This window comes from Corynebacterium sp. HMSC05H05 (assembly GCF_001807265.1).
GTDB lineage: Bacteria > Actinomycetota > Actinomycetes > Mycobacteriales > Mycobacteriaceae > Corynebacterium.
In genome coordinates this window covers 69,135-91,244 of sequence record NZ_KV788410.1, presented here as the reverse complement: position 1 = coordinate 91,244, position 22,110 = coordinate 69,135, and the positions used below count along the sequence as shown (strand labels likewise).

Annotated in this window: 21 protein-coding genes; 13 read left to right on the top strand and 8 right to left on the bottom strand. The window is 66.7% G+C overall.

Annotated features, from left to right (window positions below; all coding sequences use genetic code 11):
* The first annotated feature begins 155 nt into the window (after positions 1–155).
* The 7 genes from HMPREF3151_RS09610 (at position 156) to HMPREF3151_RS09580 (ending at position 6,503) form a co-directional block, all read left to right on the top strand.
* Positions 156–929: a succinate dehydrogenase cytochrome b subunit gene (locus HMPREF3151_RS09610; RefSeq protein ID WP_070475312.1), complete on the top strand. Its 774-nt coding sequence runs from the start codon at positions 156–158 to the stop codon at positions 927–929.
* Positions 930–950: 21 nt separating this feature from the next.
* Positions 951–3,029 (top strand): fumarate reductase/succinate dehydrogenase flavoprotein subunit, encoded by a 2,079-nt coding sequence (locus tag HMPREF3151_RS09605; RefSeq protein WP_070475311.1) that lies wholly within the window; start codon positions 951–953, stop codon positions 3,027–3,029.
* Positions 3,029–3,778, top strand: coding sequence for a succinate dehydrogenase/fumarate reductase iron-sulfur subunit (locus HMPREF3151_RS09600; RefSeq protein ID WP_070475310.1), 750 nt, complete (start codon positions 3,029–3,031; stop codon positions 3,776–3,778). The genes HMPREF3151_RS09605 and HMPREF3151_RS09600 overlap by 1 nt, the downstream gene beginning before the upstream one ends.
* Before the next feature lie 100 nt (positions 3,779–3,878).
* Complete coding sequence (locus tag HMPREF3151_RS09595; RefSeq protein WP_070475307.1) at positions 3,879–4,247, top strand: hypothetical protein; 369 nt, start codon at positions 3,879–3,881, stop codon at positions 4,245–4,247.
* 98 nt (positions 4,248–4,345) lie between these two features.
* Positions 4,346–5,629: a DUF445 domain-containing protein gene (locus HMPREF3151_RS09590; protein WP_083290288.1), complete on the top strand. Its 1,284-nt coding sequence runs from the start codon at positions 4,346–4,348 to the stop codon at positions 5,627–5,629.
* Positions 5,630–5,643: 14 nt separating this feature from the next.
* Complete coding sequence (locus tag HMPREF3151_RS09585; protein WP_070475306.1) at positions 5,644–6,183, top strand: CGLAU_01105 family protein; 540 nt, start codon at positions 5,644–5,646, stop codon at positions 6,181–6,183.
* A 44-nt stretch (positions 6,184–6,227) separates the two neighbouring features.
* Positions 6,228–6,503 (top strand): DUF2516 family protein, encoded by a 276-nt coding sequence (locus HMPREF3151_RS09580; protein WP_070475360.1) that lies wholly within the window; start codon positions 6,228–6,230, stop codon positions 6,501–6,503.
* Here HMPREF3151_RS09580 and HMPREF3151_RS09575 read toward each other — a convergent pair.
* Genes HMPREF3151_RS09575 through HMPREF3151_RS09565 form a run of 3 tightly spaced genes read right to left on the bottom strand, consistent with a single transcriptional unit; the run spans position 6,491 to position 8,581 of the window.
* Entirely contained in the window at positions 6,491–7,270 is a 780-nt protein-coding gene (locus tag HMPREF3151_RS09575; RefSeq protein WP_070475305.1) for an LmeA family phospholipid-binding protein, read from the bottom strand. The genes HMPREF3151_RS09580 and HMPREF3151_RS09575 overlap by 13 nt on opposite strands.
* 10 nt (positions 7,271–7,280) lie before the next feature.
* Entirely contained in the window at positions 7,281–8,090 is an 810-nt protein-coding gene (locus HMPREF3151_RS09570; protein WP_070475304.1) for a class I SAM-dependent methyltransferase, read from the bottom strand.
* Entirely contained in the window at positions 8,090–8,581 is a 492-nt protein-coding gene (locus tag HMPREF3151_RS09565; RefSeq protein ID WP_034997073.1) for a DUF2505 domain-containing protein, read from the bottom strand. Before HMPREF3151_RS09565 ends, HMPREF3151_RS09570 begins: the two co-directional genes overlap by 1 nt.
* Positions 8,582–8,605: 24 nt before the next feature.
* Here HMPREF3151_RS09565 and HMPREF3151_RS09560 point away from each other — a divergent pair, with 24 nt between their 5' ends.
* Positions 8,606–9,607, top strand: a complete 1,002-nt coding sequence (locus tag HMPREF3151_RS09560) for a UDP-N-acetylmuramate dehydrogenase (RefSeq protein WP_371441216.1) — start codon at positions 8,606–8,608, stop codon at positions 9,605–9,607.
* Between the two features lie 344 nt (positions 9,608–9,951).
* Here the strand turns inward: HMPREF3151_RS09560 and HMPREF3151_RS09555 are convergent, their stop codons facing one another.
* Both HMPREF3151_RS09555 and HMPREF3151_RS09550 read right to left on the bottom strand, forming a co-directional pair.
* Complete coding sequence (locus HMPREF3151_RS09555; RefSeq protein ID WP_070475355.1) at positions 9,952–11,688, bottom strand: long-chain-fatty-acid--CoA ligase; 1,737 nt, start codon at positions 11,686–11,688, stop codon at positions 9,952–9,954.
* Between the two features lie 33 nt (positions 11,689–11,721).
* Entirely contained in the window at positions 11,722–13,416 is a 1,695-nt protein-coding gene (locus tag HMPREF3151_RS09550) for a long-chain-fatty-acid--CoA ligase (RefSeq protein WP_070475303.1), read from the bottom strand.
* A gap of 143 nt (positions 13,417–13,559) precedes the next feature.
* Between HMPREF3151_RS09550 and HMPREF3151_RS09545 the strand changes: the two genes are divergently transcribed.
* Together HMPREF3151_RS09545 and mshA are read left to right on the top strand one after the other, a co-directional pair.
* Positions 13,560–14,546: a MinD/ParA family ATP-binding protein gene (locus HMPREF3151_RS09545; RefSeq protein ID WP_070475302.1), complete on the top strand. Its 987-nt coding sequence runs from the start codon at positions 13,560–13,562 to the stop codon at positions 14,544–14,546.
* Between the two features lie 122 nt (positions 14,547–14,668).
* Positions 14,669–15,931, top strand: a complete 1,263-nt coding sequence (mshA, locus tag HMPREF3151_RS09540) for a D-inositol-3-phosphate glycosyltransferase (protein WP_070475301.1) — start codon at positions 14,669–14,671, stop codon at positions 15,929–15,931.
* Here the strand turns inward: mshA and HMPREF3151_RS09535 are convergent, their stop codons facing one another.
* Together HMPREF3151_RS09535 and HMPREF3151_RS09530 are read right to left on the bottom strand one after the other, a co-directional pair.
* Positions 15,932–17,077 carry a chymotrypsin family serine protease gene (locus HMPREF3151_RS09535; RefSeq protein ID WP_141741394.1) on the bottom strand — a complete coding sequence of 382 codons (1,146 nt, stop codon included), beginning with the start codon at positions 17,075–17,077 and terminating at the stop codon, positions 15,932–15,934.
* A 67-nt stretch (positions 17,078–17,144) separates the two neighbouring features.
* Positions 17,145–18,281, bottom strand: coding sequence for a chymotrypsin family serine protease (locus HMPREF3151_RS09530; protein ID WP_070475299.1), 1,137 nt, complete (start codon positions 18,279–18,281; stop codon positions 17,145–17,147).
* Between the two features lie 281 nt (positions 18,282–18,562).
* Here HMPREF3151_RS09530 and HMPREF3151_RS09525 point away from each other — a divergent pair, with 281 nt between their 5' ends.
* From HMPREF3151_RS09525 to HMPREF3151_RS09515, 3 genes are read left to right on the top strand one after another with little or no spacing between them, the layout of a single operon-like run.
* On the top strand, positions 18,563–19,309 hold the full coding sequence (locus tag HMPREF3151_RS09525; protein WP_070475298.1) for a phosphoglyceromutase: 747 nt from the start codon (positions 18,563–18,565) through the stop codon (positions 19,307–19,309).
* A 15-nt stretch (positions 19,310–19,324) separates the two neighbouring features.
* Entirely contained in the window at positions 19,325–20,494 is a 1,170-nt protein-coding gene (locus tag HMPREF3151_RS09520; protein WP_070475297.1) for a sensor histidine kinase, read from the top strand.
* A gap of 1 nt (position 20,495) precedes the next feature.
* Positions 20,496–21,185: a response regulator transcription factor gene (locus tag HMPREF3151_RS09515; RefSeq protein ID WP_070475296.1), complete on the top strand. Its 690-nt coding sequence runs from the start codon at positions 20,496–20,498 to the stop codon at positions 21,183–21,185.
* Between the two features lie 7 nt (positions 21,186–21,192).
* On the opposite strand, the gene HMPREF3151_RS09510 is transcribed toward HMPREF3151_RS09515, so the two are convergent.
* Entirely contained in the window at positions 21,193–22,104 is a 912-nt protein-coding gene (locus HMPREF3151_RS09510; RefSeq protein ID WP_070475295.1) for a DUF3109 family protein, read from the bottom strand.
* Between the last annotated feature and the right edge of the window lie 6 nt (positions 22,105–22,110).

The window sequence follows — 22,110 nt, the reverse complement described above, 5'->3', positions numbered from 1 at the left end:
TGGGCAATGTGGTGACCAAGGTCACAAACAATGTGGAGCGCTGGATGAAGGGCTCAAGTGGCGGTTGAGGTTAGGGGGCCCGTGGGGTGAAGCTGGCAATCCGGTGTGTGTGAGCGGGGACTATCTCTTAGAGTATTAGCGACACTGGAGGTGCCATGACTGTACAAAACGCAGACCGTGAAGCCATTCGTCACGGAAAAATTACTGAGAAGCCGCTGCGCGAGCGGCCGTCCTACCCCACGTGGGCCGTCAAGCTGACCATGGCGATCACTGGCCTGATCTTCGGCCTGTTCGTCCTCGGCCACATGGTGGGCAACCTGAAGATCTTCATGCCGCTGAACGCCGACGGCTCCGCGCCGATCGACGACTACGGCGAGTTCCTGCGCACGATCGGCGAGCCGCTGTTCCCGCGCGAGGGCTTCCTGTGGATTCTCCGCATCGCCCTGCTGGCCTGCCTGGTGCTGCACGTGTGGGGTGCATTTGCCCTGCGCGCCCGCTCCAGCGCGTCCCGCGGCCGCTTCAAGCGCACGAACCTGATGGGTGGATGGCAGTCCACCGCCACGAAGTCGATGATCTGGACCGGCATCATCCTGCTGCTGTTCATCGTCTTCCACCTGCTGGACCTGACGCTCGGCCAGGCGGTCGCCTCCGACGAGTTCGTCCACGGTGCGGTGCGAAACAACCTGCTCGCCACCTTCGCCCCGGGCCGCTGGTGGGTCACCCTGGTGTACGTGGTTGCCAACCTGGCGCTGCTGCTGCACCTGACCCACGGTATTTACCTTGCGGTGTCCGACCTCGGTTGGCTGGGCAAGCGCGGCGAGGGCCTGATGGTCATCCTCGCGTACATCCTCCCGTTCATCGTTGTCGCTGGCAACGTTGTCATGCCGCTCGCTATCGCGTTCGGCTGGGTCCCGGATTTTTCCAGGTAACGGCTTTTTAGGAGAACAACTATGACTACCTCTATTTCCGGTCTTTCCGGGGCCCAGGGTTCCAACGGCGGGGAGCAGACTTCCGCTGAGACCAAGGGCCAGCAGAGCACCGGCGGCTTCCGCCAGCCCGAGTCCGCCGCTGCAGGCGTGACCCCGGGTAACGTCCTCGAGTCCAACGAGCCGAACCGCGACGAGGTTCGCATGAAGGACATGTGGCAGCACCAGAAGGACCACATGAACCTGGTCTCGCCGCTGAACCGCCGCAAGTTCACCGTCTTGGTGGTCGGCACCGGCCTTTCCGGCGGTGCCGCGGCGGCGGCGCTTGGCGAGCTCGGCTACAACGTCAAGGCCTTCACCTACCACGACGCCCCGCGTCGTGCGCACTCCATCGCGGCCCAGGGTGGCGTGAACTCCGCCCGCGGCAAGAAGGTGGATAACGACGGCGCTTACCGCCACACCAAGGACACCGTCAAGGGCGGCGACTACCGCTGCCGCGAGTCCGACTGCTGGCGTCTGGCCGTCGAGTCTGTCCGTGTGATCGACCACATGAACGCCATCGGCGCTCCGTTCGCCCGCGAGTACGGCGGCACCCTGGCCACCCGCTCCTTCGGCGGCGTGCAGGTCTCCCGCACCTACTACACCCGCGGCCAAACAGGCCAGCAGCTGCAGCTGTCCACCGCGTCTTCGCTGCAGCGTCAGATCCACCTGGGCAACGTGGAGATCTTCACCCACCACGACCTGATGGACCTGATCATCACCGAGAAGGACGGCAAGAAGCACTGCGAGGGCATTGTCACCCGCAACCTGATCAACGGTGAGATCGCGCCGTTCACCGGCCACGCTGTCATCCTCGCCACCGGCGGTTACGGCAACGTGTACCACAAGACCACGCTGGCGAAGAACTCCAACTCTTCCGCCATGATGCGAGCCTACGAGCGCGGTGCGTACCTCGCATCCCCGTGCTTCGTGCAGTTCCACCCGACCGGCCTGCCGGTCAACGCCAAGTGGCAGGCGAAGACGACGCTGATGTCGGAGTCCCTGCGTAACGACGGCCGCATCTGGACCCCGAAGGAAAAGGGTGACGACCGCGACCCGAACACCATCCCGGAGGAAGAGCGCGACTACTTCCTGGAGCGCCGCTACCCGGCCTTCGGCAACCTGGTGCCTCGCGACGTGGCTTCGCGCGCCATCTCCCAGCAGCTCAACGCCGGCTACGGTGTGGGCCCGCTGCACAACTCCGCGTACCTGGACTTCTCCGACGCCATCGAGCGCCTCGGTGAGGACACCATCCGCGAGCGTTACTCCAACCTGTTCGAGATGTACGAGGACTCCACCGGCGAGGACCCGTACAAGGCCCCGATGCGCATCGCCCCGACCGTCCACTTCACCATGGGTGGCCTGTGGACGGACTTCAACGAGATGACCTCCATCGACGGCCTGTTCGCCGCAGGTGAGTGCTCCTGGACCTACCACGGCGCGAACCGCCTGGGCGCGAACTCGCTGCTGTCCGCTTCTGTGGACGGCTGGTTCACCCTGCCGTTCACGGTGCCGAACTACCTGGCCGGCCACCTCGGCGAGGAGAAGCTGGCTGAGGATTCCCGCGAGGCCCAGGACGTGGTGGCTGATGTCACCGAGCGCATCGAGCGCATCATGTCCATCCGCGGCCCGGAGCCGCACGGCCCGGAGCACTTCCACGAGCAGCTCGGCGATATCCTCTACGAGCACTGTGGCGTGTCCCGCACCGTCGAGGGCCTGGAGGAAGGCATCCGCAAGATCCGCGCCCTGCGCGAGGACTTCTGGACCAACATCTCCATTCCGGGTTCCCCGAACGACATGAACCAGACGCTGGAGGCTGCACTGCGCCTCGTCGACTACATCAACCTCGGCGAGCTCATGTGCATCGACGCGCTGGACCGCGACGAGTCCTGCGGTGCGCACTACCGTATGGACCACCTCACCGATGACGGCGAGGCTGAGCGTGACGACGACAACTGGTGCTTCGTGTCGGCCTGGGAGCCGGCCGGTGAAGGCCAGTTCATCCGCCACGCAGAACCCCTGCACTTTGATTCGATCCCGCTGATGGCAAGGAACTACAAGTAATGAAACTGACACTTGAAATCTGGCGCCAGGCTGGTCCTGACACCGAGGGCAGCTTCGAGACCGTCCAGGTCGATGACGCTGTGGAGCAGATGTCCATCCTGGAGCTGCTCGACCACGTGAACGCGACCTACGTCGAGCAGGGCAAGGAGCCGTTCGTTTTCGCCTCCGACTGCCGCGAGGGCATCTGCGGCACCTGTGGCCTGCTGGTCAACGGCCGCCCGCACGGCGCAGGCCAGAACACCACTGCCTGCCTGCAGCGCCTGTTCAACTACAAGGACGGCGACACCCTGAAGATCGAGCCGTTCCGCTCCGGCGCGTTCCCGGTGATCAAGGACCTCGCCGTGGACCGCTCCGCACTGGACCGCGTGATGGAGCAGGGCGGCTACGTCTCCGTCAACGCTGGCACCGCGCCGGACGCCGACACCCTGGCGGTGAACCACCACGACGCGGAGACCGCGCTCGACTACGCCGCCTGCATCGGCTGCGGTGCGTGTGTGGCTGCGTGCCCGAACGGTGCTGCGCACCTGTTCACCGGCGCGAAGCTGAAGCACCTGAAGCTGCTGCCGCTGGGTAAGCAGGAGCGTTCCCGCCGCGCCCGCAAGATGGTCGACGAGCTGGAGACCAACTTCGGCCACTGCTCGCTGTACGGCGAGTGCGCCGACGTGTGCCCGGCCGGTATCCCACTGGATGCGGTCGGCGCGATCAACGCCGAGCGTGCCCGCGCCGCCTTCAAGGGCGGCGACGACTAGGGGTTACGACTAGGGGCAACGATGAAGCCTGTCGTATACTCGAACCATCGCAGCAGCTCACGCTGAAGCCACACCGAAGCTGAAGAAGGAAGCAAGAACAATGGGTTCCACCGCAGTTGCAGATATCCGCAACGAGTCCTACCCGGAGTACGCTGGCCGCATCGATGACACCTACATCGAGGGCTACGACCCGGTGTCTCTGAGTGCTCCGCACTCCTCCCTGACCCGGATCCCGACTTGGGTCGCCATGGGCCTGATCCTGTCCACTCTCTTCGGCATCGGTCTGGCCGTGTGGGGCGCCGGCGCGATGGTCTACGGCTTCGGCTCCCAGACGCACGGTCTGGCGGAGCGCCTGCTCATCCTCGGCGTTGTCGAGGCAGTGGTCACCGGCGTCCTCGGTGCCATCCTGGTCGTCGTGGGCCGCAAGGACTACAAGGCGTACCGCAAGCGCACCGGCCGCGTGAACTAACCGCGCGGCGCCACGCGCGCACCCCTAGAAATGCCCTCTCTACCTGCGGAGGGGGCATTTTTCGTGTCCGTGTCGGCGCGCCTGCTTTAATCATGGGCATGAGCGAGCAGCTTTCCATGATGCCCACCCCCACCAACGAGGACGAGCGCCGCCGTGTGCTGCGCAAGCACAAGATCGCGGTGACCAGCCTGCTGGGGCTGATGGCGGTGGTGTTCCTGACCTGCTCGTGGATGCAGTCCCAGGGCAACGACGCCGCCTGGATCGGCTACGTCCGCGCCGCCGCGGAGGCGGGCATGGTCGGCGGTTTGGCGGACTGGTTCGCGGTCACCGCGCTGTTTAAGTACCCGATGGGCATCCCCATCCCACATACCGCGATCATCCCCAACAAAAAGGATCAGGTTGCCGGGGTGCTCAGCGACTTCGTGTCCGAGAACTTCCTCAACGCCCGCACCATCACCGACAAGGTCATGGCTGCCGGCATTCCGGAGAGGGTGGGCCGCTGGCTGGCCAAGCCGGAAAACGCGGAGCGTGTCAGCGAGGAGGCAGGCAAGTTCACCGTCCGGATGGTCGAGGGCATCGACCCGAAGGAGGCGGAGGCGTTCATCAACGCCCAGCTCATTGACCGCCTGGCGGAGCCGATCTGGGGCCCGCCGCTGGGCCGCACCCTGGAGGGGCTGATCGCGGACGGCAAGGTGGATCCGGTCGTCGACGACATCGTCGCCTGGGGGCGCCGCAAGGTCAACGGCATGGAAGACACCGTGGTCACCATGATCGACGAGCGGATGCCGCGCTGGGCCCCGCGGTTTGCCAAGGAGTTGGTGGGCCAGCGCGTCTACGACGAGATGGTGGCGTTCATGGAGGACGTGGACACGAACCCGCACCACGAGGCGCGCCGCGCGATCCGCCGCCAGATCAACCAGTTCGCCCAGGACCTCCAGTTCGATGGGGAGATGATCTCGCGGGTGGAGGCGCTCAAGGCCGACATCATGGGCTCCGGCGCGGTCACGTCCGCGGCGGGCAGCATCTGGGAGCAGCTCTCGGTGTCGATTGTGGCGCAGGCGTCGGATGGGCAGAGCGGGCTTCGTCGTAAAGCAGCTGCTTCGGCGCGCGAGTGGGGGCAAAAGCTTGTCGACGACCCTGCGGTCCGCGCCGACGCCGAGCGGGCCCTGGAGAAGGCCACGCACTTCGCCGCGGACAACGGCGCCGACCAGATCGTGGGCATCATCGCCGAGACCATCGAGCGGTGGGACGGCGAGGAAGCGGCGGAGAAAATCGAGCTCATGGTGGGTAAAGACCTGCAGTTCATCCGTCTCAACGGCACGATCGTCGGTGCACTGGCCGGGCTAGCTATTTACACTGGTTCGCAACTGATCTTCTACTAGCGAAGGAGCGAACGATGACCGACAACACCAACCTGAACAACAACACCGAGAACAACTCCGGCGACGAGGTGCGCAACAACCTCCGCGAGGCCGGCGACGCGCTGCTGTCCGCCGGCTCCGCTATCGGTGCGGCGCTGACCAAGGCCACCGGCGAGCTGTCGGACCGCTTTAAGACCGCCACCGAGGACGCGCGTCAGAACCTGAGCAAGGCGAACACCGAGGGCGAGGTGCGCGGCGCCGCCACCAACTTCACGGACGAGGCGGAGAAGCTCTTCAACAGCCTGCGCGAGCGCGACCTGCAGTTCACCGACGACGTGAAGGCGAAGCTGCGCAGCACTATCGACGACGCACGCGCCGCGTTCAACGAGCGCCTCGACGGCACCCAGACCGAGGGCATCGAGGGCACCGTGGACGACCTGCGCACCCGCTTCGAGGGCCTGGTGCAGCGCATCCAGGACCAGTTCGCCGGCGAGAAGACCGGCGGCGATATCATCGACGGCGAAGTTGTGGACAACACCACCAACACCGTCAACGTCGAGGACCTGAAGAAGTAAACGCCATGGATACCGCCGCTGTCAGCCAAATTCACCAGATCATGATGCTGCCGTCCCGTGTGGGTATGGTGCTGATGCTGGTGGTGGGCGTAGCCGGCGTCGTCGGCGCTGTTATGGCGGCCACCACCCGCGCCGACGCTTTCGAGGCGGCGAACCGCCAGTCCAAGGGCGCCTGGGTGGGCATCCTGGCGCTGGCGGCGCTGGCGTGCCTGCTGCGCTTCCCGTTCATCGCGTGGTTCGGCGCAGTGGCCATCGGCATCTATTTCTTCGATGTGCGCCCGCAGATCCAGCGCATCTTAAACGGCGACTACGGCTGGTAGGCGGGCTGCTGGGGCGCCTGCTCCGGCTGCCCCGGCATCTGCGAGGACTCCTGCATATCCTGCAGCTCCTTGAAGTTCACGTCGTTGCCCGAAACCGTTACCCGGAGGCCACCGGGGATGACCGTGAAGTCTTCCACGCTCATCCCGCCGGTGGCCTCTTGTTCGACGCCCTGTGACATGGCGGAGCTGATGGCGTCGGCGACGTCGTCGGGCAGCGCGAAGCCGAACAGCTCGGTGCTGCGCGCCTGGAACGTCAGCTGGCCGTCCTGCATCACCGGCTGCAGCTCAATCCCGGCCGCGCCTGAGGTGAACACGATGGAGAACGTGCCGGCCTCCTCGTTGGACACCACGTCGGAGACGGTGATGACGTTGGCGAGGAAGATGTCGCCGATCTGATTCTGGATCTGCTGGTTTAGCATGGCGCGCACGAAGTCGTTGGGCAGCTCCGTGGTCAGGCGCACGGACTCAGCCACCGGCTCGCCGTTGTTGAGGCGCACGTTGTCCATGTCCACCACGGACGCCGGGGTGCCGGAAATCTGGTCGCCGTTGATCTGCAGGTCGGACTGCTGGTCCACCGTCATGTGCGGGAACTTGCCGCCGAGCAGCCCGATGGTCACCGGGCTGGCGCCGAAGGACACCGACGTGCCCTCCGGGGCCTGGGAGGTGACCTGGTTGGCCACGAACGCCCGGATGCCCGCCTCCGCCACGATGAACAGCAGTAGCACCGCCACGATGATCGACAGGACAACTTTCCACGCAGTTTTCATGCGGGCCAGTTTACGAAGCAGGAGCGACTGCCAGCCAATCCACAGTGACAAAATTGTCGGCCAGGCGGCGCCGCTGCGGGTGCACCGGCCAGTCCCGGGCCAGGTCTTCGAGCGCGTGGCGCCACCGCACGCGCGGGCCGTGCGGAGCCCAGCCGCTGGCGCGCTCCCAGGCCGCGTCAGCGTCTGCGAGGAACTGGTGGATGGGCTCGCCCGGCACATTGCGGTGGATGAGCGCCTTGGGCAGCCGCTCCGCCACGTCCGAGGGTTTCGAGGTGTGGAAGGGGTCCCAGGACAGGGTCAGCGTGCAGGGACCGGAGGCGTCGATAAGCAGCCATGCGCAGCGTCTCCCGAGCTCGTCGCAGGTGCCCTCCACGAACAGTCCACCGGGGGCAAGCCCAGCGCACACCGTGCGCCACACGTCCGGGACCTGGTCCACGTCGTACTGCCGCAGCACATTGAAGGCGCGCACGAGGTGGGGGCGGTAGCCGGCGAGTTCGAAGCCGCCCAGCTCGAAGCGGACGCCGTCGCGCGGCGGGAGGACGCGCTCGGGGTTGATCTCCAGCCCCACGACCTCGATGTCGGGGCGGATCTGGCGCAGCCACCCGGCCCACTCCACGGTGGTGGTGTGGGACGCGCCGTAGCCCACGTCCACCGCCAGCGGCGCGGCGGCGGAGCGCAAAAGGGACTGGACCCGCGGGTTAAAGCGGGTCCAGCGGTCTGACCTGCGCAAACGATTTACCCCGGTGGTGCCGCGGGTGATCACCCCGTAGGGCTTGCCGGCGGAACCCGGGGTGGCGCGCAGGTTGTGGTAGTGGGGAATTAGAGGTTCTCGCTAATCCACTGCTCGGTAAGCTTCGCCTCGTTTTCCACGATCTCCTCGAGCGCGTCGGCCACCTTCGGCTCGAGTGCGGCACCCATGAACGGGATGTTCACCTTCGCCTCGAGCTCGTAGTCCAGCTTGGTGTTGTCGCCGTCGCGGGTGGCGGTGTACTCGGCGCCCAGGTCCACCGGGGTGCCCTTCACGTCGCCGGTCATGGTGTGCTTGGCGGTGTCGCCGTCCAGCTCGCCGACGGTAACCACGCGCTTGAGCTTGAGGTCCTGGGAGACCATGGCCTGCGCGGCCTCCGGGAGGATGGACTTGGGCAGGATCTCAAACAGGGTGGCGGTGTTGTCCGCGAACTCGTTGAGCTCGCCCGGCTCCGGGGAGAGCTTCTCGGCGATGAACTCCCAGTATTCGCGGGTGCTGTAGGCCTGCGCGACCTTCTCGATCGGCTGGTTGATGGTCACAGTGATCTCACTACGTGCAGTCATGGCTCACAGACTACCGTTGTGGACGTGATTGCCCCATCATTCGCCTCCCTGACCACGCTGCGCGTCGGCGGTACCCCGGCCGCGGCCTACGAGTGCCATAGTGCCGACGAACTCGCCGAAACTGTGGCTCAGCTCGACCGCGACGGCACTCCGCTGCTGGTCGTCGGCGGCGGCTCCAACCTTGTGGTGGCGGACGGCGATCTCGATCTCGCGGCGGTGCTTGTGCGCAACGAGGGCATCTCGCTTATCGACGACCACCGGTTGCGCATCCAAGCCGGCACCGAATGGGACGCAGTAGTCGCCTACGCGGTGGAGCACGGCCTCGGCGGCATCGAGGCCCTGTCCGGCATCCCGGGCTCCGCGGGCGCGACCCCGGTGCAGAACGTCGGCGCCTACGGCGCGGAGATCGCCGACGTGCTCACCCGCGTGCGCCTTTGGAACCGCGAGACCGGCGTGAACGAGTGGGTGCCTGCGTCCTCGCTGGATCTGGCGTACCGGTACTCCAACCTGAAGTTCACCTCGCGCGCCGTGGTGCTGGAGATCGAGCTGCAGCTGAAAAAGACCGACGAGTCCATCCCGCTGCGCCACCTGGGCGGAGCGCGCGTTTCTTTGGCCGAGGCGCGCGAGTCCGTGCTGGAGACGCGCCGGGCGAAAGGCATGGTGCTCGATGCCGCCGACCACGACACCTGGTCCGCCGGCTCGTTCTTCACCAACCCCGTGGTGCCGTCCGAGCTTGCCGACGAGATCGCCGCCCAGGTGGGCGAGGACAGCATGCCACGGTTTGCCACCGGCGACGGCAAAGAGAAACTGTCGGCGGCCTGGCTCATCGAGCGCGCCGGCTGCCACCGCGGCTTCCCCGGAGAGGATGCCCCGGCGCGCCTGTCCACCAAGCACACCCTCGCCCTGACCAACCGCGGTAACGCCCGCGCGGCCGACATCGTCGACCTTGCCCGCCGCGTGCAGGCCCAGGTCCGCGACGCGTTCGGGGTGGAGCTGCACCCCGAGCCCGTCTGGGTCGGCCTCTAGGTGCCGGCCCCAGCCCGCTCCGTGCTCCAGTCCGTTTCGGGCCTCAGCCTGTTTCGTGCCCCCAGCCCGCTCCGTGACCCAGCCCCCGCTGCTGTCGCCGCGCACTCGCACAGATGGTGAAAACCAAGTCACCACCTGTGGGCTAGTGCGGTCCGATGGCACAGAGCGCGGAAAACCGGCTACCTACAACCGGCTACTATGCCGTTTTTGTGCTGGCAGCCGGTTGTAGGTAGCCGGTTTAGGGGTGAGTAGGACCTTGGGGTGGTCGCCGCCAGCCGCGGCTACGCGCTAAACGCCGCCGCGCCCAGCCCTGCGCCCGGACCCGCGCCAGCACCGCCGAAGCGCTAGCGCTCGGCGAGCTTGGACAGAAGGTCGTCGCGCACTTCGCGGCGGCGGATCTTGCCCATCTGGTCCTTCGCCAGCTCGTCGAAGTGGTAGAACGTGCGAGGCACCTTGTAGCGGGTGAGGCGCTCGCGGGCGAAGTCTTTGAGGCCGTCGGGGTCGAGGGCGGAGCCGTCGTTAAGCACGATGCATGCGACGACATCCTCGGAGCCGTCCTCGCGCGGGCGGCCCACGACCGCGACGTCGGCGACGTCCTTGTGGGTGCGGATGACCTCCTCGACCTCCGCCGGGTAGACGTTGAAGCCGCCGGTGATGATGAGCTCCTTGATGCGGGAGACCAGCTTGATAAAGCCGTCTTCCTCCATGATCCCCATGTCGCCGGTGCGGAACCAGCCGTCGTGGAAGACCTTCTCGGTGGCTTCGGGGTTGTTGAAGTAGCCGGAGAAGACCTGGGGGCCCTTGGCCAGGATTTCGCCGGCTTCGCCGAACGGCATGTCCTCGTCCGGGTTGTCGGGGTTGACGATGCGGATTTGGGTGTCGGGGAAGGGGATGCCGATGTAGCCGGGGCGGCGGTCGCCGGATTCGGGGTTGCCCACGATGATGGGGGAGGTTTCGGTGAGCCCGTAGCCCTCGACTAGGCGGCCGCCGGTGGCGCGCTCCCAGTCCTCGATGACCTCGGCGGGCAGCGACGACGCGCCGGAGAAGCCGATCTTGACTTCGGAGAGGTCCACGTTTTTCTTCTTCGCCGTCTTCACGATGCGCTCGAAGACGGTAGGCACGCCCGGGATGAAGGTGGGCGGGGTGATGCGGATGGCCTTCATGATCAGGTCCGTCTTCGGCGCCGGCAGGAGCACGAGCTCGGAGCCGACCAGCATGGTCAGTGTCAGGGAGAACGTCAGGCCGTAGGCGTGGAAGAACGGCAGGGTGGCCAGCATGCGCTGGTTGCCTTCTTGCAGCTCCTTGACCCAGGCCTGGCCCTGCAGCGGATTGGCGATGAGGTTGCGGTGCGACAGCGCCGCGCCCTTCGGGGTGCCGGTGGTGCCGGAGGTGTAGAGGATCACGGCGGGTGAATCCGCGGTGACGTCCTCGGGAACATGCAGGTCTGCACCTAGGCCGCCGATGGCGGAGCTGGTCAGCGACTCCCAGGGCACCGTGTGCAGGGAGGTGTTCTTGCTGGTGGCGGTGAGCGCCGCACGGGCCTCCAGGATCTTGGGCAGTGGGATGCGCAGGGCGAGCTGCTGGGCGCGCGGCATGGCCTTGGTCATGTTGACGCTGACCACGGTTTCCAGCGGGGTGTCCGCGCGCAGTTTCTCCAGCGTGTCGGCGGCCTTGTCCCAGGCGATGGCGATGCGGGCGCCGTGGTCGATGAACTGGGGGCGCAGCTCGTGGGCGGTGTAGAGGGGGTTGTGTTCGACTACCACACCGCCGATCATCTGCACGGCGAAAAAGGCGGCGACGTGCTGGGGACAGTTGGGCAGCATGATGGCCACGCGGTCGCCGGGGCGCACACCGAAGGCCTTCAGCCCGGCGGCGGCGCGGCGCACTTCGCGGTCGAGCTCGCCGAAGGTTTGGGTGCGTCCGAAAAACCTGGTGGCGATGCGAGAGACGTTCTTCGACAGGTTTTCCTGGTACAGCTCGCCGAGGGTTTTCTCGCCGTATTCCAGCGAGTGTGCGGTCCACTCGGGGTAGTACTGCAGCCAGGGTTTTTCGTCGTTGACGTTGGATGGGGTGAGAGCCATGCGCACCACCCTACGCTTTTCTCATCCCCGAACCTACGGTTGCGTAAGCAACTGGAGGAGCGTGTCGCGCACTTCCCGCCGCCTGATCTTGCCGGTCTGGTCCCGGTTGAGCTGGTCAAAGTGGTAGAAGTCGCGCGGGACCTTGTAGCGGGTCAGGCGCTGCCGGGCGTAGGCCTTGAGGCCGTCGGGGTCGAGGGCGGAGCCGTCGATAAGCGTGATGCAGGCGACGACATCCTCGGAGCCGTCCGGGCGCGGGCGGCCCACGACTGCGATGTCCTCGATGTCCGGGTGGTTGCGCATCACGCCTTCGACCTCGTCGGGGTAGACGTTGAAGCCGCCGGTGATGATCATTTCCTTGATGCGCGCGACCAGTTTGATCCAGCCGTCCGGCTCCATGACGGCCATGTCGCCAGTGCGGAACCAGCCGTCGTGGAACGCGCGCTCGTTGGCTTCGGGGCTGTTGAGGTAGCCGGAAAAGACCTGGGGGCCGCGCGCGAGCAGCTCCCCGGGTTCGCCGTCGGGCATGGTGCGCGACGGGTCGTCCGGGTCGGCGATGCGGATCTCGGTGTTGGGAAACGGCAGGCCGATGTAGCCGGGGCGCCGCGTGCCGTCGAGGGGGTTGGCGGCCAGGATTGGGGCGGTCTCGGTCAGCCCGTAGCCCTCGATGAGACGCCCGCCGGTGGCGGCTTCCCAGCGCTCGATGGTTTCCACAGGCAGGGTGGACGCGCCGGAGATGGAGGTGTGGATGGACGAGAGATCCGCGTTGGTTTCCACCGCCCAGTCGATGATCTTGTCGTAGAGGGTGGGCACACCAGGAAGCACGGTCGGGCGCGTTTTTGTGATCGCAGCCTGGTAGAGCTTCGGCTTCGGCGCCGGAACGAGCACCATCTCCGCGCCGATGGTCAGCGGCAGCGCGTAGTTCAACGCCAGGCCGTAAATGTGGAACATGGGCAGCACACCGAGAACTTTCTCGCGCACCGCGCCCCAGTCCTCCAGCCACTCCATGCCGGCCTTGAGCACTGCCACGATGTTGCCATGCGTCAGCGGCGCGCCCTTGGGCTTGCCGGAGGTGCCCGAGGTGTAGAGGATGAACGCCTGCATCTCTTGGGTGATCTGTGGGAAGTGCACGGAGCGGGACCGTTGCCGCATGAACTCGCGCCACGGCATCGCGTCGGGGGCGGGTTGGGTCAGCTCGGCGCGCAGTTTGGTCACCGGCGGGATGGGCAGCGACAGCGCCGCGCGCAGGTGCAGCGGGGTTTCTTCGAGCATGTTCACTGCCACCACGGTTTCGAGCTGGGTGTTCTGGGTTAATTGCGTAAACGTGCCCGCGACTCGGTCGAAGACGATTGCGATGCGGGCGCCGTGGTCTTCGAACTGCGGCTGAAGTTCCGCCGCGGTGTAGAGCGGGTTGTGCTCCACCACGGTCGCGCCCAGGCGCAGGATGGCGGTGACGGCGATGACGTGCTGCGGGCAGTTCGGCAGTGCGACGGCCACGCGGTCGCCGCGGCGCACGCCCAGTTGTGTCAGCCCGGCGGCGGCGCGGGCGACCTGTTCGTTCAGTGCCGCGTAGGTCATCGTTTTGCCCATGAACCAGGTGGCCGTGCTTTTCGGCTGCATGGCCACTGACTGGTTGAACCAGCTCACGAGGGTGTCCGTCCCGGTATTGGGGGCGGGGTCGGTCCACTTGGCGTAGTGGTCGATCCAGGCTTTGGTGTCAAAGGCTCCCACGGAGGCCCTCCTTATGGTTAGTTGGACGAAACAAGATGGCGACAAGTGTAACCTACGTTGCAGTAGGTTTGTTGCGCTGCGGCACACGCGGGTTTGCCCTAGGCTGTGGCGCGAAACCATGCAAGGGGGAATTGGGGGAGACCATGACTACCTATTTCGAGCCGTCCGTTGACGCTGACGCCGGGTTTGAGCTCACGCCACCTGCGGTGCTGGACCAGTCCAACCTGGTGGACCCGGTGAAAGCGCCGCCAAAGCAGGGCTGGCGCAAGCTCATCCACTCCGCCACACGCGGCCGCATCAACCCGGGCGGTTCCCGGCGGGAGCTGGAGCAGCAGCAGCTTTTCGACGCCATCCGGGCACCCCTGCGCGGCGACTACCGCATCGCCGTGATGAGCCTGAAAGGCGGCGTGGGCAAAACCACCACCACGGTCGCACTCGGCGGTGTGTTCGCGCAGACCCGCGGCGACCGTGTCATCGCCGTCGACGCCAACCCGGACCTGGGCACCCTCGCCCAGCGCGCCGCCACCGCACCACCGGCGACCATCCGCGACCTGCTGCAGGCGCCGGGCACGGAGCGCTACCCGCAGGTACGCGCCTACACCAACCAGGCGTCCTCGCGCCTGGAGGTCATCGGCTCCGAGCGCGACCCAGCTGTCAGCGAGGCGTTCTCGGAGGACGACTACCGCCGCGCCATCGACATCCTGCAGCACCACTACAACGTCATCCTCACCGACTGCGGCACAGGCCTGATGCACTCGGCCATGGCGGGCGTTTTGGATCTCGCCAACGCGCTGGTGCTGGTGACCTCGCCTGCGCTCGACGGAGCACAGTCCGCGTCGGCCACCCTGGACTGGCTGAACCTGCACGGCTACGACCAGCTCGCCGCCAACGCAGTCGTGGTCATCTCCGCGTCCGCGCCGGGTAAGCCGACCATCGACATGGGCAAGGTCGCCGACCACTTTGCCTCTCGAACCCGCGCGGTGCACACCATCCCCTACGACCGCCACCTCGCCGAAGGCGCCGTGGTGGACCTGGAGCGCGTCGCCCCGACAACACTGAAGGCGTACCAGCACCTCGCGGCCACGGTCGCCGCCGACTTCGGGTCCTGGCACCGCCACGCCGCCCACTGACGGGTGCGGGTATGCGGGATCGTTCATTCGCCCGTGAATTATTCTGCCGTGAGCTTTTGGTGACCTGGGGATAGTGAACTATTCCGCTCCGTCCACCCACCCGCCGCGCTAGTCTTGCCCGCATGCGCGTCGCCATGATCTCAATGCATACCTCCCCGCTCGAGCAGCCGGGGACGGGTGATGCGGGCGGCATGAACGTCTACGTCCACAACACCGCCACCCAGCTGGCCCGGCAGGGCACCACGGTGGACGTGTTCACCCGCGCGACCCGCCCCAGCCAGGGCGAGGTGGTGGAGGTGGAGCCCGGCTACCGGGTTATCAACGTGGTGGCCGGGCCCTACGAGGGGCTGGAGAAGGACGACTTGCCCACCCAGCTCGCCGCGTTTTCCGGCGGGGTGGTGCAGTTCGCCCGCGCGAACGACGAAAACTACGACCTGATCCATTCCCACTACTGGCTCTCCGGCCAGGTGGGGTGGCTTCTGGCGGACCTGGCGGGCATCCCCCTGGTGCACACCGGGCACACCTGGGCGGCGGTGAAAAACGCCTACGCCACTGACGCTTCGGAGTCGGAGGCGCGCCGCATCTGCGAGCAGCAGCTGGTGGACAACGCCGAGGTCCTGGTGGTCAACACGGAGGACGAGACCAGCGAGCTCGCGCGCTTCTACGACGTGGACCCGGCGAAGATTTCCGTGGTCAGCCCCGGCGCGGACACGGAGCTGTTTACCCCCGGAACGAACCGCAACACGGAGCTGGCGCGGCGCCACCTGGGTATCCCGCTGCACGCGAAGGTGGTGGCGTTTGTGGGCCGGCTGCAGGATTTCAAGGGCCCGCAGGTGCTCATTCAGGCGATGGGGGAAGTGGTGCGCCGCGGCCGCGTCGACGGCCCGCTGCGCGTGATCATCTGCGGCGGCGCGAGTGGTGCGGGCTCGTCGGTGGAGCGCTACCGCGAGCTCGCCGCGGAAGAGGGCATCGGCGGCTGCACCCGTTTCCTCGGGCCGAGGCCGCCGGAGGAGCTGGTGAGCATCTACCAGGCCGCGGACATTGTGGCGGTGCCCAGCTACAACGAGAGCTTCGGACTGGTCGCGGTGGAGGCGCAGGCCACGGGCACTCCGGTCGTCGCGGCGCGCGTCGGGGGCCTCCCGCTCGCGGTCGCGGACGGGGAGACGGGGCTGCTGGTTCAGGGCCACGGCACGGAGGCGTGGGCGGAAGCACTCGAACAGTTGCTTATCGACGATCCCACGCGCATCCACATGGGTGAACAGGCCGTCAGCCACGCGAAAGCGTTTAGCTGGGCCGCCTCGGCGGACAAACTGATGGAGGTCTACGCCGACACCCTGTCCGGCTACGTCCCGGGCGAGGCCACCCGGGACGCCGGCGGAATGTAGCTAGAGGCGCTTGCCAATCTCCTCGCCGATGGAGGCCCCGCCCCAGTAGCCGATGCGGTCTGAGTGGTATCCGATGGCGCGGTTGATCTCCGCCGGGTCGAACTGGCCCTGCGAGGCCTTTTGCGCTAGGCCGGCCGCTTCCTGCTGGGCATTGTCGACGGCCTTGCGGAGCTCCTCGCGAGGTGCCGGCTGCTTGAAGTCGGGGTTGAGCTGCTTGATCTCGGCCGCGACGCGCTCTTCCTCATCGCCGGAGGTGGTGAAGTTCTCGCGCGGCGCGGTGGAGTCGGTGGGGGTGAACACTTCGTTGACGTGGCCGTCGGGGATGCCGTAGGCGTCCTCGATAATGCGGTCCACAGGCTGCGCCTTGCCGAGCGGCCCGAGCGTCATGGAGGACACGCCGACCGCGGCGCCGTCGCGGGGGTCGAAGTTCACGCCGCCGGAGTCGCCCTGCACGTAGTTCAGCCCCCAGCTGTAGATGCCGTTTCTTGTGCGGCCGATCTGTTTGGCGCAGGTGCGGCCCGTGGTGGCGCCGTCCTTGCAGATGGGCTGGCCGAAGTTGTCGACCGAGACCTCGCCCGGAGCGAGCGTGCGGAAGTCGCGCACGTGCGTGATCTTCACCGGCTCGCCCTGCACGCCGCCGTTGAAGTCGCGGGAGTGAGACAGGCCGGTCTCGGTCACGCCGTCGTCGATGCGCACCACGCCCCAGTCGGCGGTGCGGATGGACTGCATCGGGTTGCCCAGGCTCATGGCTTCCGGGGTGACGTGGTTGGACGCCACGCGCTCGCCGATGCGCTTGTACTCGGTGCCCACGGGGGCGTAGAACTCGTTTTTCACCTCCGGGAAGCCGGGCATGGTGTTCACGCAGTGCGACGCGGTGAGGATCACGCGCTGCGGCTCCTTGCCGGGCAAGTGCAGGGTGCCGTTGGGGCCCTGGGAGCAGGTGCCGGTCCAGCCGTCACGCGGCATGGTCAGCTTCTCGCCGGTGGGCAGGTCGATTGTTTTCGGCGGATCCTGCGGGAACACGCGCATCGGCGCGCCGGGTGCGACGAGCGCGGGCGCGGCTTCCGCCGGTGCGGGAATAGTTTGAGCTGTAAGGATGCTGGCTGCCGTGAGTGCTACGGCTGGTGTTCGGAGACTGAATCGCATGAGAATAACCTTAACGCGCGAGTCCGCTGATCGCGCCGAAAACCACGCCAGAGGTCAGCGGTGTTATTTAACGCAGGAACGCGTCGACGGCGCCGCGCACATCGTCGGCGTGCTGCTGCGCCGCCACGCCTGCGCGGCCGGCGAGGTCTTGCGCCGCCACGACCGGATCCTCAGCCTGCGGCAGCTGCGCGGCTTCCGCGCTGAACCGCGCCGCGTCCGCCTGCGCGCCCATGACGGCGCGGTCGAGCAGCTCGCGTGGCTGGGGGCCGTCGACAAGCTGCGGTGCCTTGTCAGGGGAGAACTGCCCGACCTCCTCGTACAACGGCGCGAAGTCGGCGCGCGGGGCAGGGGCCGCCGGGGTGAACGCCTCGTTGACCTGGCCGTCGGGGATGCCGTAGGCGTCCTCAAGAGCGCGATCCACCTGCTGCGAGTTGCCCAGCGGGCCGAAGCCGATGATGCTCAGCCCCACAGCCTCGCCGGTGCGCGGATCGTAGTTGATGCCGCCCGAATCGCCCGACTCGTAGCCCACGCCGAAGTGCCACACGAAGTTCTGGGTGCGGAACATCTGCACGCCGCACGAGCGGCCCGTGCGCATCCCGTCTTTGCAGATGGGCTGGCCGGCGTTGTCGAAGCTGATCAGCTCGTCGCCGCGCAGATTGCGGTAGTCCTTCACCCCCGTGATCGCCACCGGTGCGGACGGGCCGCGGCCCTTCTGGTCCACCGACGACGCCGCGCCCGACGCCTCCACACCGGGCGCGAGGCGCACCGTCGCCCAATCGGGCTCGTCGATGATGCGGTAGAAGTCCATCAACTCGCCGTTGCCCAGTTCAAACGGGGTGCGTTGCCTATCGACGTCACCCACACGCGGGTAGCCCACCTTGCCGCCTTCACGCAGCGGCGTGAACACGACCGGGCGGACAGTCTTGCTCTTGGACTCGAGGCAGTGCGCCGCGGTGACCATCACCTGCTTCGTCTCACCGTCCGGGGTGCGCACGGTACCAACCGGGCCCTGGCTGCACCGCGCGGTGTCGGCGAAGGAGTCGGAGCCTTCGTCGAGCATGGCGATCGGCGCACCGGGCGCGGCGAGTGCGGGGGCTGCGGCGGCGGTGCTTGGGGTGCCGAGGGCGCCGAGGGCGACGCAGGCGGCGGCGAGGGTGGCTGCGAGGGCAGCTGCGGGGCGGGTTACGGGGCGGGATTTCAACATGCCTTCAGACCCTAAACCCTGCCCGCAGGCACGGGGCGGTCCGGCCCTCCCCGCCCGGCCGCTACCGCTCGCGGATCCAGCTACAAGGGTCCAGCTAATCGGCCCCTGGAGGCGAAAAACGAGGTGCGACTAGCTGGATCCGTGGGTGAGGGGCCGGGCGGCGACTGAGCAGTGCCCGAGCGGCGCCCGGAGCGGCCGGGATTCCACTCCGCAAACCCCAAAACCGCACCCGCCCCGGTAAACCCCCGACAGCTGTCCCCATCCGTGGCATGCTTGGAGGCATGGGTAACGGAAAGCTGATTCTCGTTCGCCACGGGCAGAGCGAGTGGAACAAGTCGAACCAGTTCACCGGTTGGGTGGACGTGGACCTGACCGAACAGGGCGAGGCTGAGGCCGTCAACGCCGGCAAGCTTATGGTGGAAAAGGGCGTCCTGCCGGACATCCTGTTCACCTCGCTGCTGCGTCGCGCGATCCGCACCGCCAACATCACGTTGAACGCGGCGGACCGCCACTGGATCCCGGTGGAGCGCAACTGGCGCCTCAACGAGCGCCACTACGGCAAGCTGCAGGGCCTGAACAAGGCGGAGATCCGCGACGAGTTCGGCGAGGAGCAGTTCATGGAGTGGCGCCGCTCCTACGACACTCCGCCGCCGGAGATCGACACGGACAACGAGTACGCGCAGACCGACGATCCGCGTTACGCCTTCCTGCCTGAGGTGCCGCGCACCGAGTGCCTCAAGGACGTGGTGGAGCGTTTCCTGCCGTACTACATCGACGTCATCGCGCCGCACGCCATGGCTGGCAAGAACGTCATGGTCGCAGCTCACGGCAATTCGCTGCGCGCGCTGGTGAAGTACCTGGACAACATCTCCGACGAGGACATCGCCGGGCTGAACATCCCCACCGGCATGCCGTTGGTCTACGAGATCGACGAGAATGGCAAGGTGCTCAACCCCGGTGGCACCTATCTGGACCCGGAGGCGGCAGAGGCGGGCGCCGCCGCTGTGGCGAACCAGGGGCAGAAGTAGGCCTCGAAGTAAACCGTGACGCCGATTCTCGCTTTTCTCATCGGCACCGCGCTTACCGTGCCCGCTGTGCTGCTCGGCCAGCGGGCGCTTCGCTGGCGCGCCCGAAATCGCGCGGACGACGGTGGCCAGGACGACACCGTCGCCGCGGTCAGCCAGGTGCTGCACCTGGTCACGCAGGGTTCGCCGACCGGTATTGCGGTGATCAACCGCGGCGGCAACGTGATGCTGTCCAACGCGCGGGCACACGACATGTCCATCGTGCACGACGGAAGCGTCAACCCCCGCGTGCTGGAGGTGGCGAAGGACGTGCTTGAGCAGCAGGAAGAGCACGTGCTCGACCTGGATCTGCCGCAGCGCACCACCGGCAGCCGCATCCGTAACGTGCGCGCGCTGGTCGCGCCGCTGACGTTGACGGACAACTCGTACGCCATTGTGTACGGCTCGGACGAGTCTGAAAACGTGCGCATGGAAAACGCCAGGCGCGACTTTGTGGCCAACGTCTCCCACGAGCTGAAGACTCCGGTTGGCGGTATGGCGCTTCTGGCCGAGGCGCTGCTGCAGGACCCCACGGACCCGGAGATGGTGGACTACTTCGGCAACAAGCTGCATAAAGAGGCCCACCGCATGGGGGAGATGATCACGGATCTGATTTCCCTGTCCAAGCTGCAGGGCGCGGAGGCGCTGCCGGATATGGCGTCGGTGCGGGTGGACGACATTGTGGACGACGCGGTCTCGCGCAACCTAGTCGCGGCTGAAAACCACGGCATTGAGCTCAACCGCGGCCAGCGTCTGGGGCTGCGGGTGATGGGGGAGCGCGCGATGCTCACCGTGGCGGTGTCGAACCTGATCACTAACGCGATCAACTATTCGCCGAGCGGGCAGCCGGTGAGTGTGACGCAGAAGTTGGTGCGCGACAACGTGGTGCTGATCCGGGTCACCGACCGCGGCATCGGTATCGCGCCGGAGGATCAAAAGCGTGTGTTCGAGCGGTTCTACCGGGTGGACAAGGCGCGTTCGCGCTCCACGGGTGGCACGGGGTTGGGTTTGGCCATCGTGAAGCATGTGGTGGCGAACCATGGCGGTAGCATTACGTTGTGGTCGAGGCCTGGGACGGGCTCCACGTTCACCATCGAGCTGCCCCTGTACGACCCCGAGGCCGTCGGCGGAACAGAAAAGGAAGAGTGAAGTGACGACCATTCTCATCGTTGAAGACGAGGAATCGCTGTCCGATCCTTTGGCCTACCTGCTGCGTAAGGAAGGCTTCGAGGCGGTCGTGGCCGCCGACGGACAGGAAGGGCTGGACCTGTTCGCATCCCAGGACATCGATTTGGTGCTGCTGGACCTGATGCTGCCGGGCATGAGTGGCACCGAGGTGTGCAAGAAGCTGCGCGCTGAGTCGTCTGTGCCGATCATCATGGTCACCGCCCGCGACAGCGAGATCGACAAGGTTGTGGGCTTGGAGCTGGGCGCGGACGATTACGTGACAAAGCCGTACTCCACCCGGGAGCTGGTCGCCCGTATCCGCGCGGTGCTGCGCCGCGGCCCTGAGGCCGAGGTGGTCGAGGAAGAGGACGAGCAGTTGCTGCAGGGCGGCCGCGTGACCATGGACGTCGAGCGCCACACGGTGCTTGTGGACGGCCAGCCGGTGCCCATGCCGCTGAAAGAGTTCGACCTTTTGGAGTACCTGCTGCGCAACGCCGGCCGGGTACTCACCCGCGGCCAGTTGATCGACCGTATCTGGGGCGCCGATTACGTCGGCGACACCAAGACCCTGGACGTGCACGTCAAGCGCCTGCGCACCAAGATCGAGGCGGAGCCGTCGCGGCCCACCCAGCTGGTCACGGTGCGCGGCCTCGGCTACAAGTTCGAGGCGTGAGGCGCGGCTACTCGCGCGCGGCTTGGGTCGCGGGGTGGGTGGCCCGGAGGTCGTCGCTAAGCTGAGCTCGCTTTTCGCAATGCTTAGCGACGACACGATACGGCTTTTCCCCGATCAGTGCGATGAGCTCGTCTTTCATGGACTGCCAGATGGGTGTGCCGCCGGTGTGGCACGCGGGTGCGGAGGTGCACCACCAGTCGAAGTCCTCTCCGCCGCCGCCCCACTGACGGCGGTGGTACTCGCCGATGGTGGTGCGCAGAATCTCCTGGCCGTCTGAGCGTTCCTCCCACGCGTCCTCGCGGGAAAACGGCACCTGCCAGCACACCTCCGGCTTGGTGCCCACAATGTTGCGGCCTTCCGCCATGGCGAATTGGTGGAACGCGCAGCCGGCGCCGGTGGGGTGGCCGGGGCGGTTGGCAAAGATGCAGGCGCCGTCGACGACCTTGGTCTTGATGTGGGGGCCGGCCTCTTCGTCGTCGGGGTCGGGTTCGAGCGCGTCTTCTTCCTCCTCGTCCCATTCCAGCCACGGCTCGAGCCACGTCGGGTCGTTTGCAGCGAAGTAGGCGTCCGTCTCGGCTGGGCGCAGCTGCCAGTACTTCGCCGGCATCTCCTTGACGGCGTTGTAGACGGTGTCGCGGTCTTCCTCATCTGCGATGTAGGCGCCGTGGATGCAGCAGCCCACGGCCGGGTTGGACTCGTCGATGCCGAGGCACTCGGGCGTGCCGAAGCGGCAAGACCACGTGGCTTCCGCCCAGGTTAGATCGATGGAGAAGATGTGGTTCGGATCATCCGGGTGGACGAATTCGAACCATTCGCGCGGGAAATCGGGGCGGGTTTCGCGACCTGCCAGGATGGAGCGGCCTGCCGGCGAGTCCGCGGGGAAGCCGAGAAAAACGGGTTTCGGGGCTGGTTGATTCACACCTGG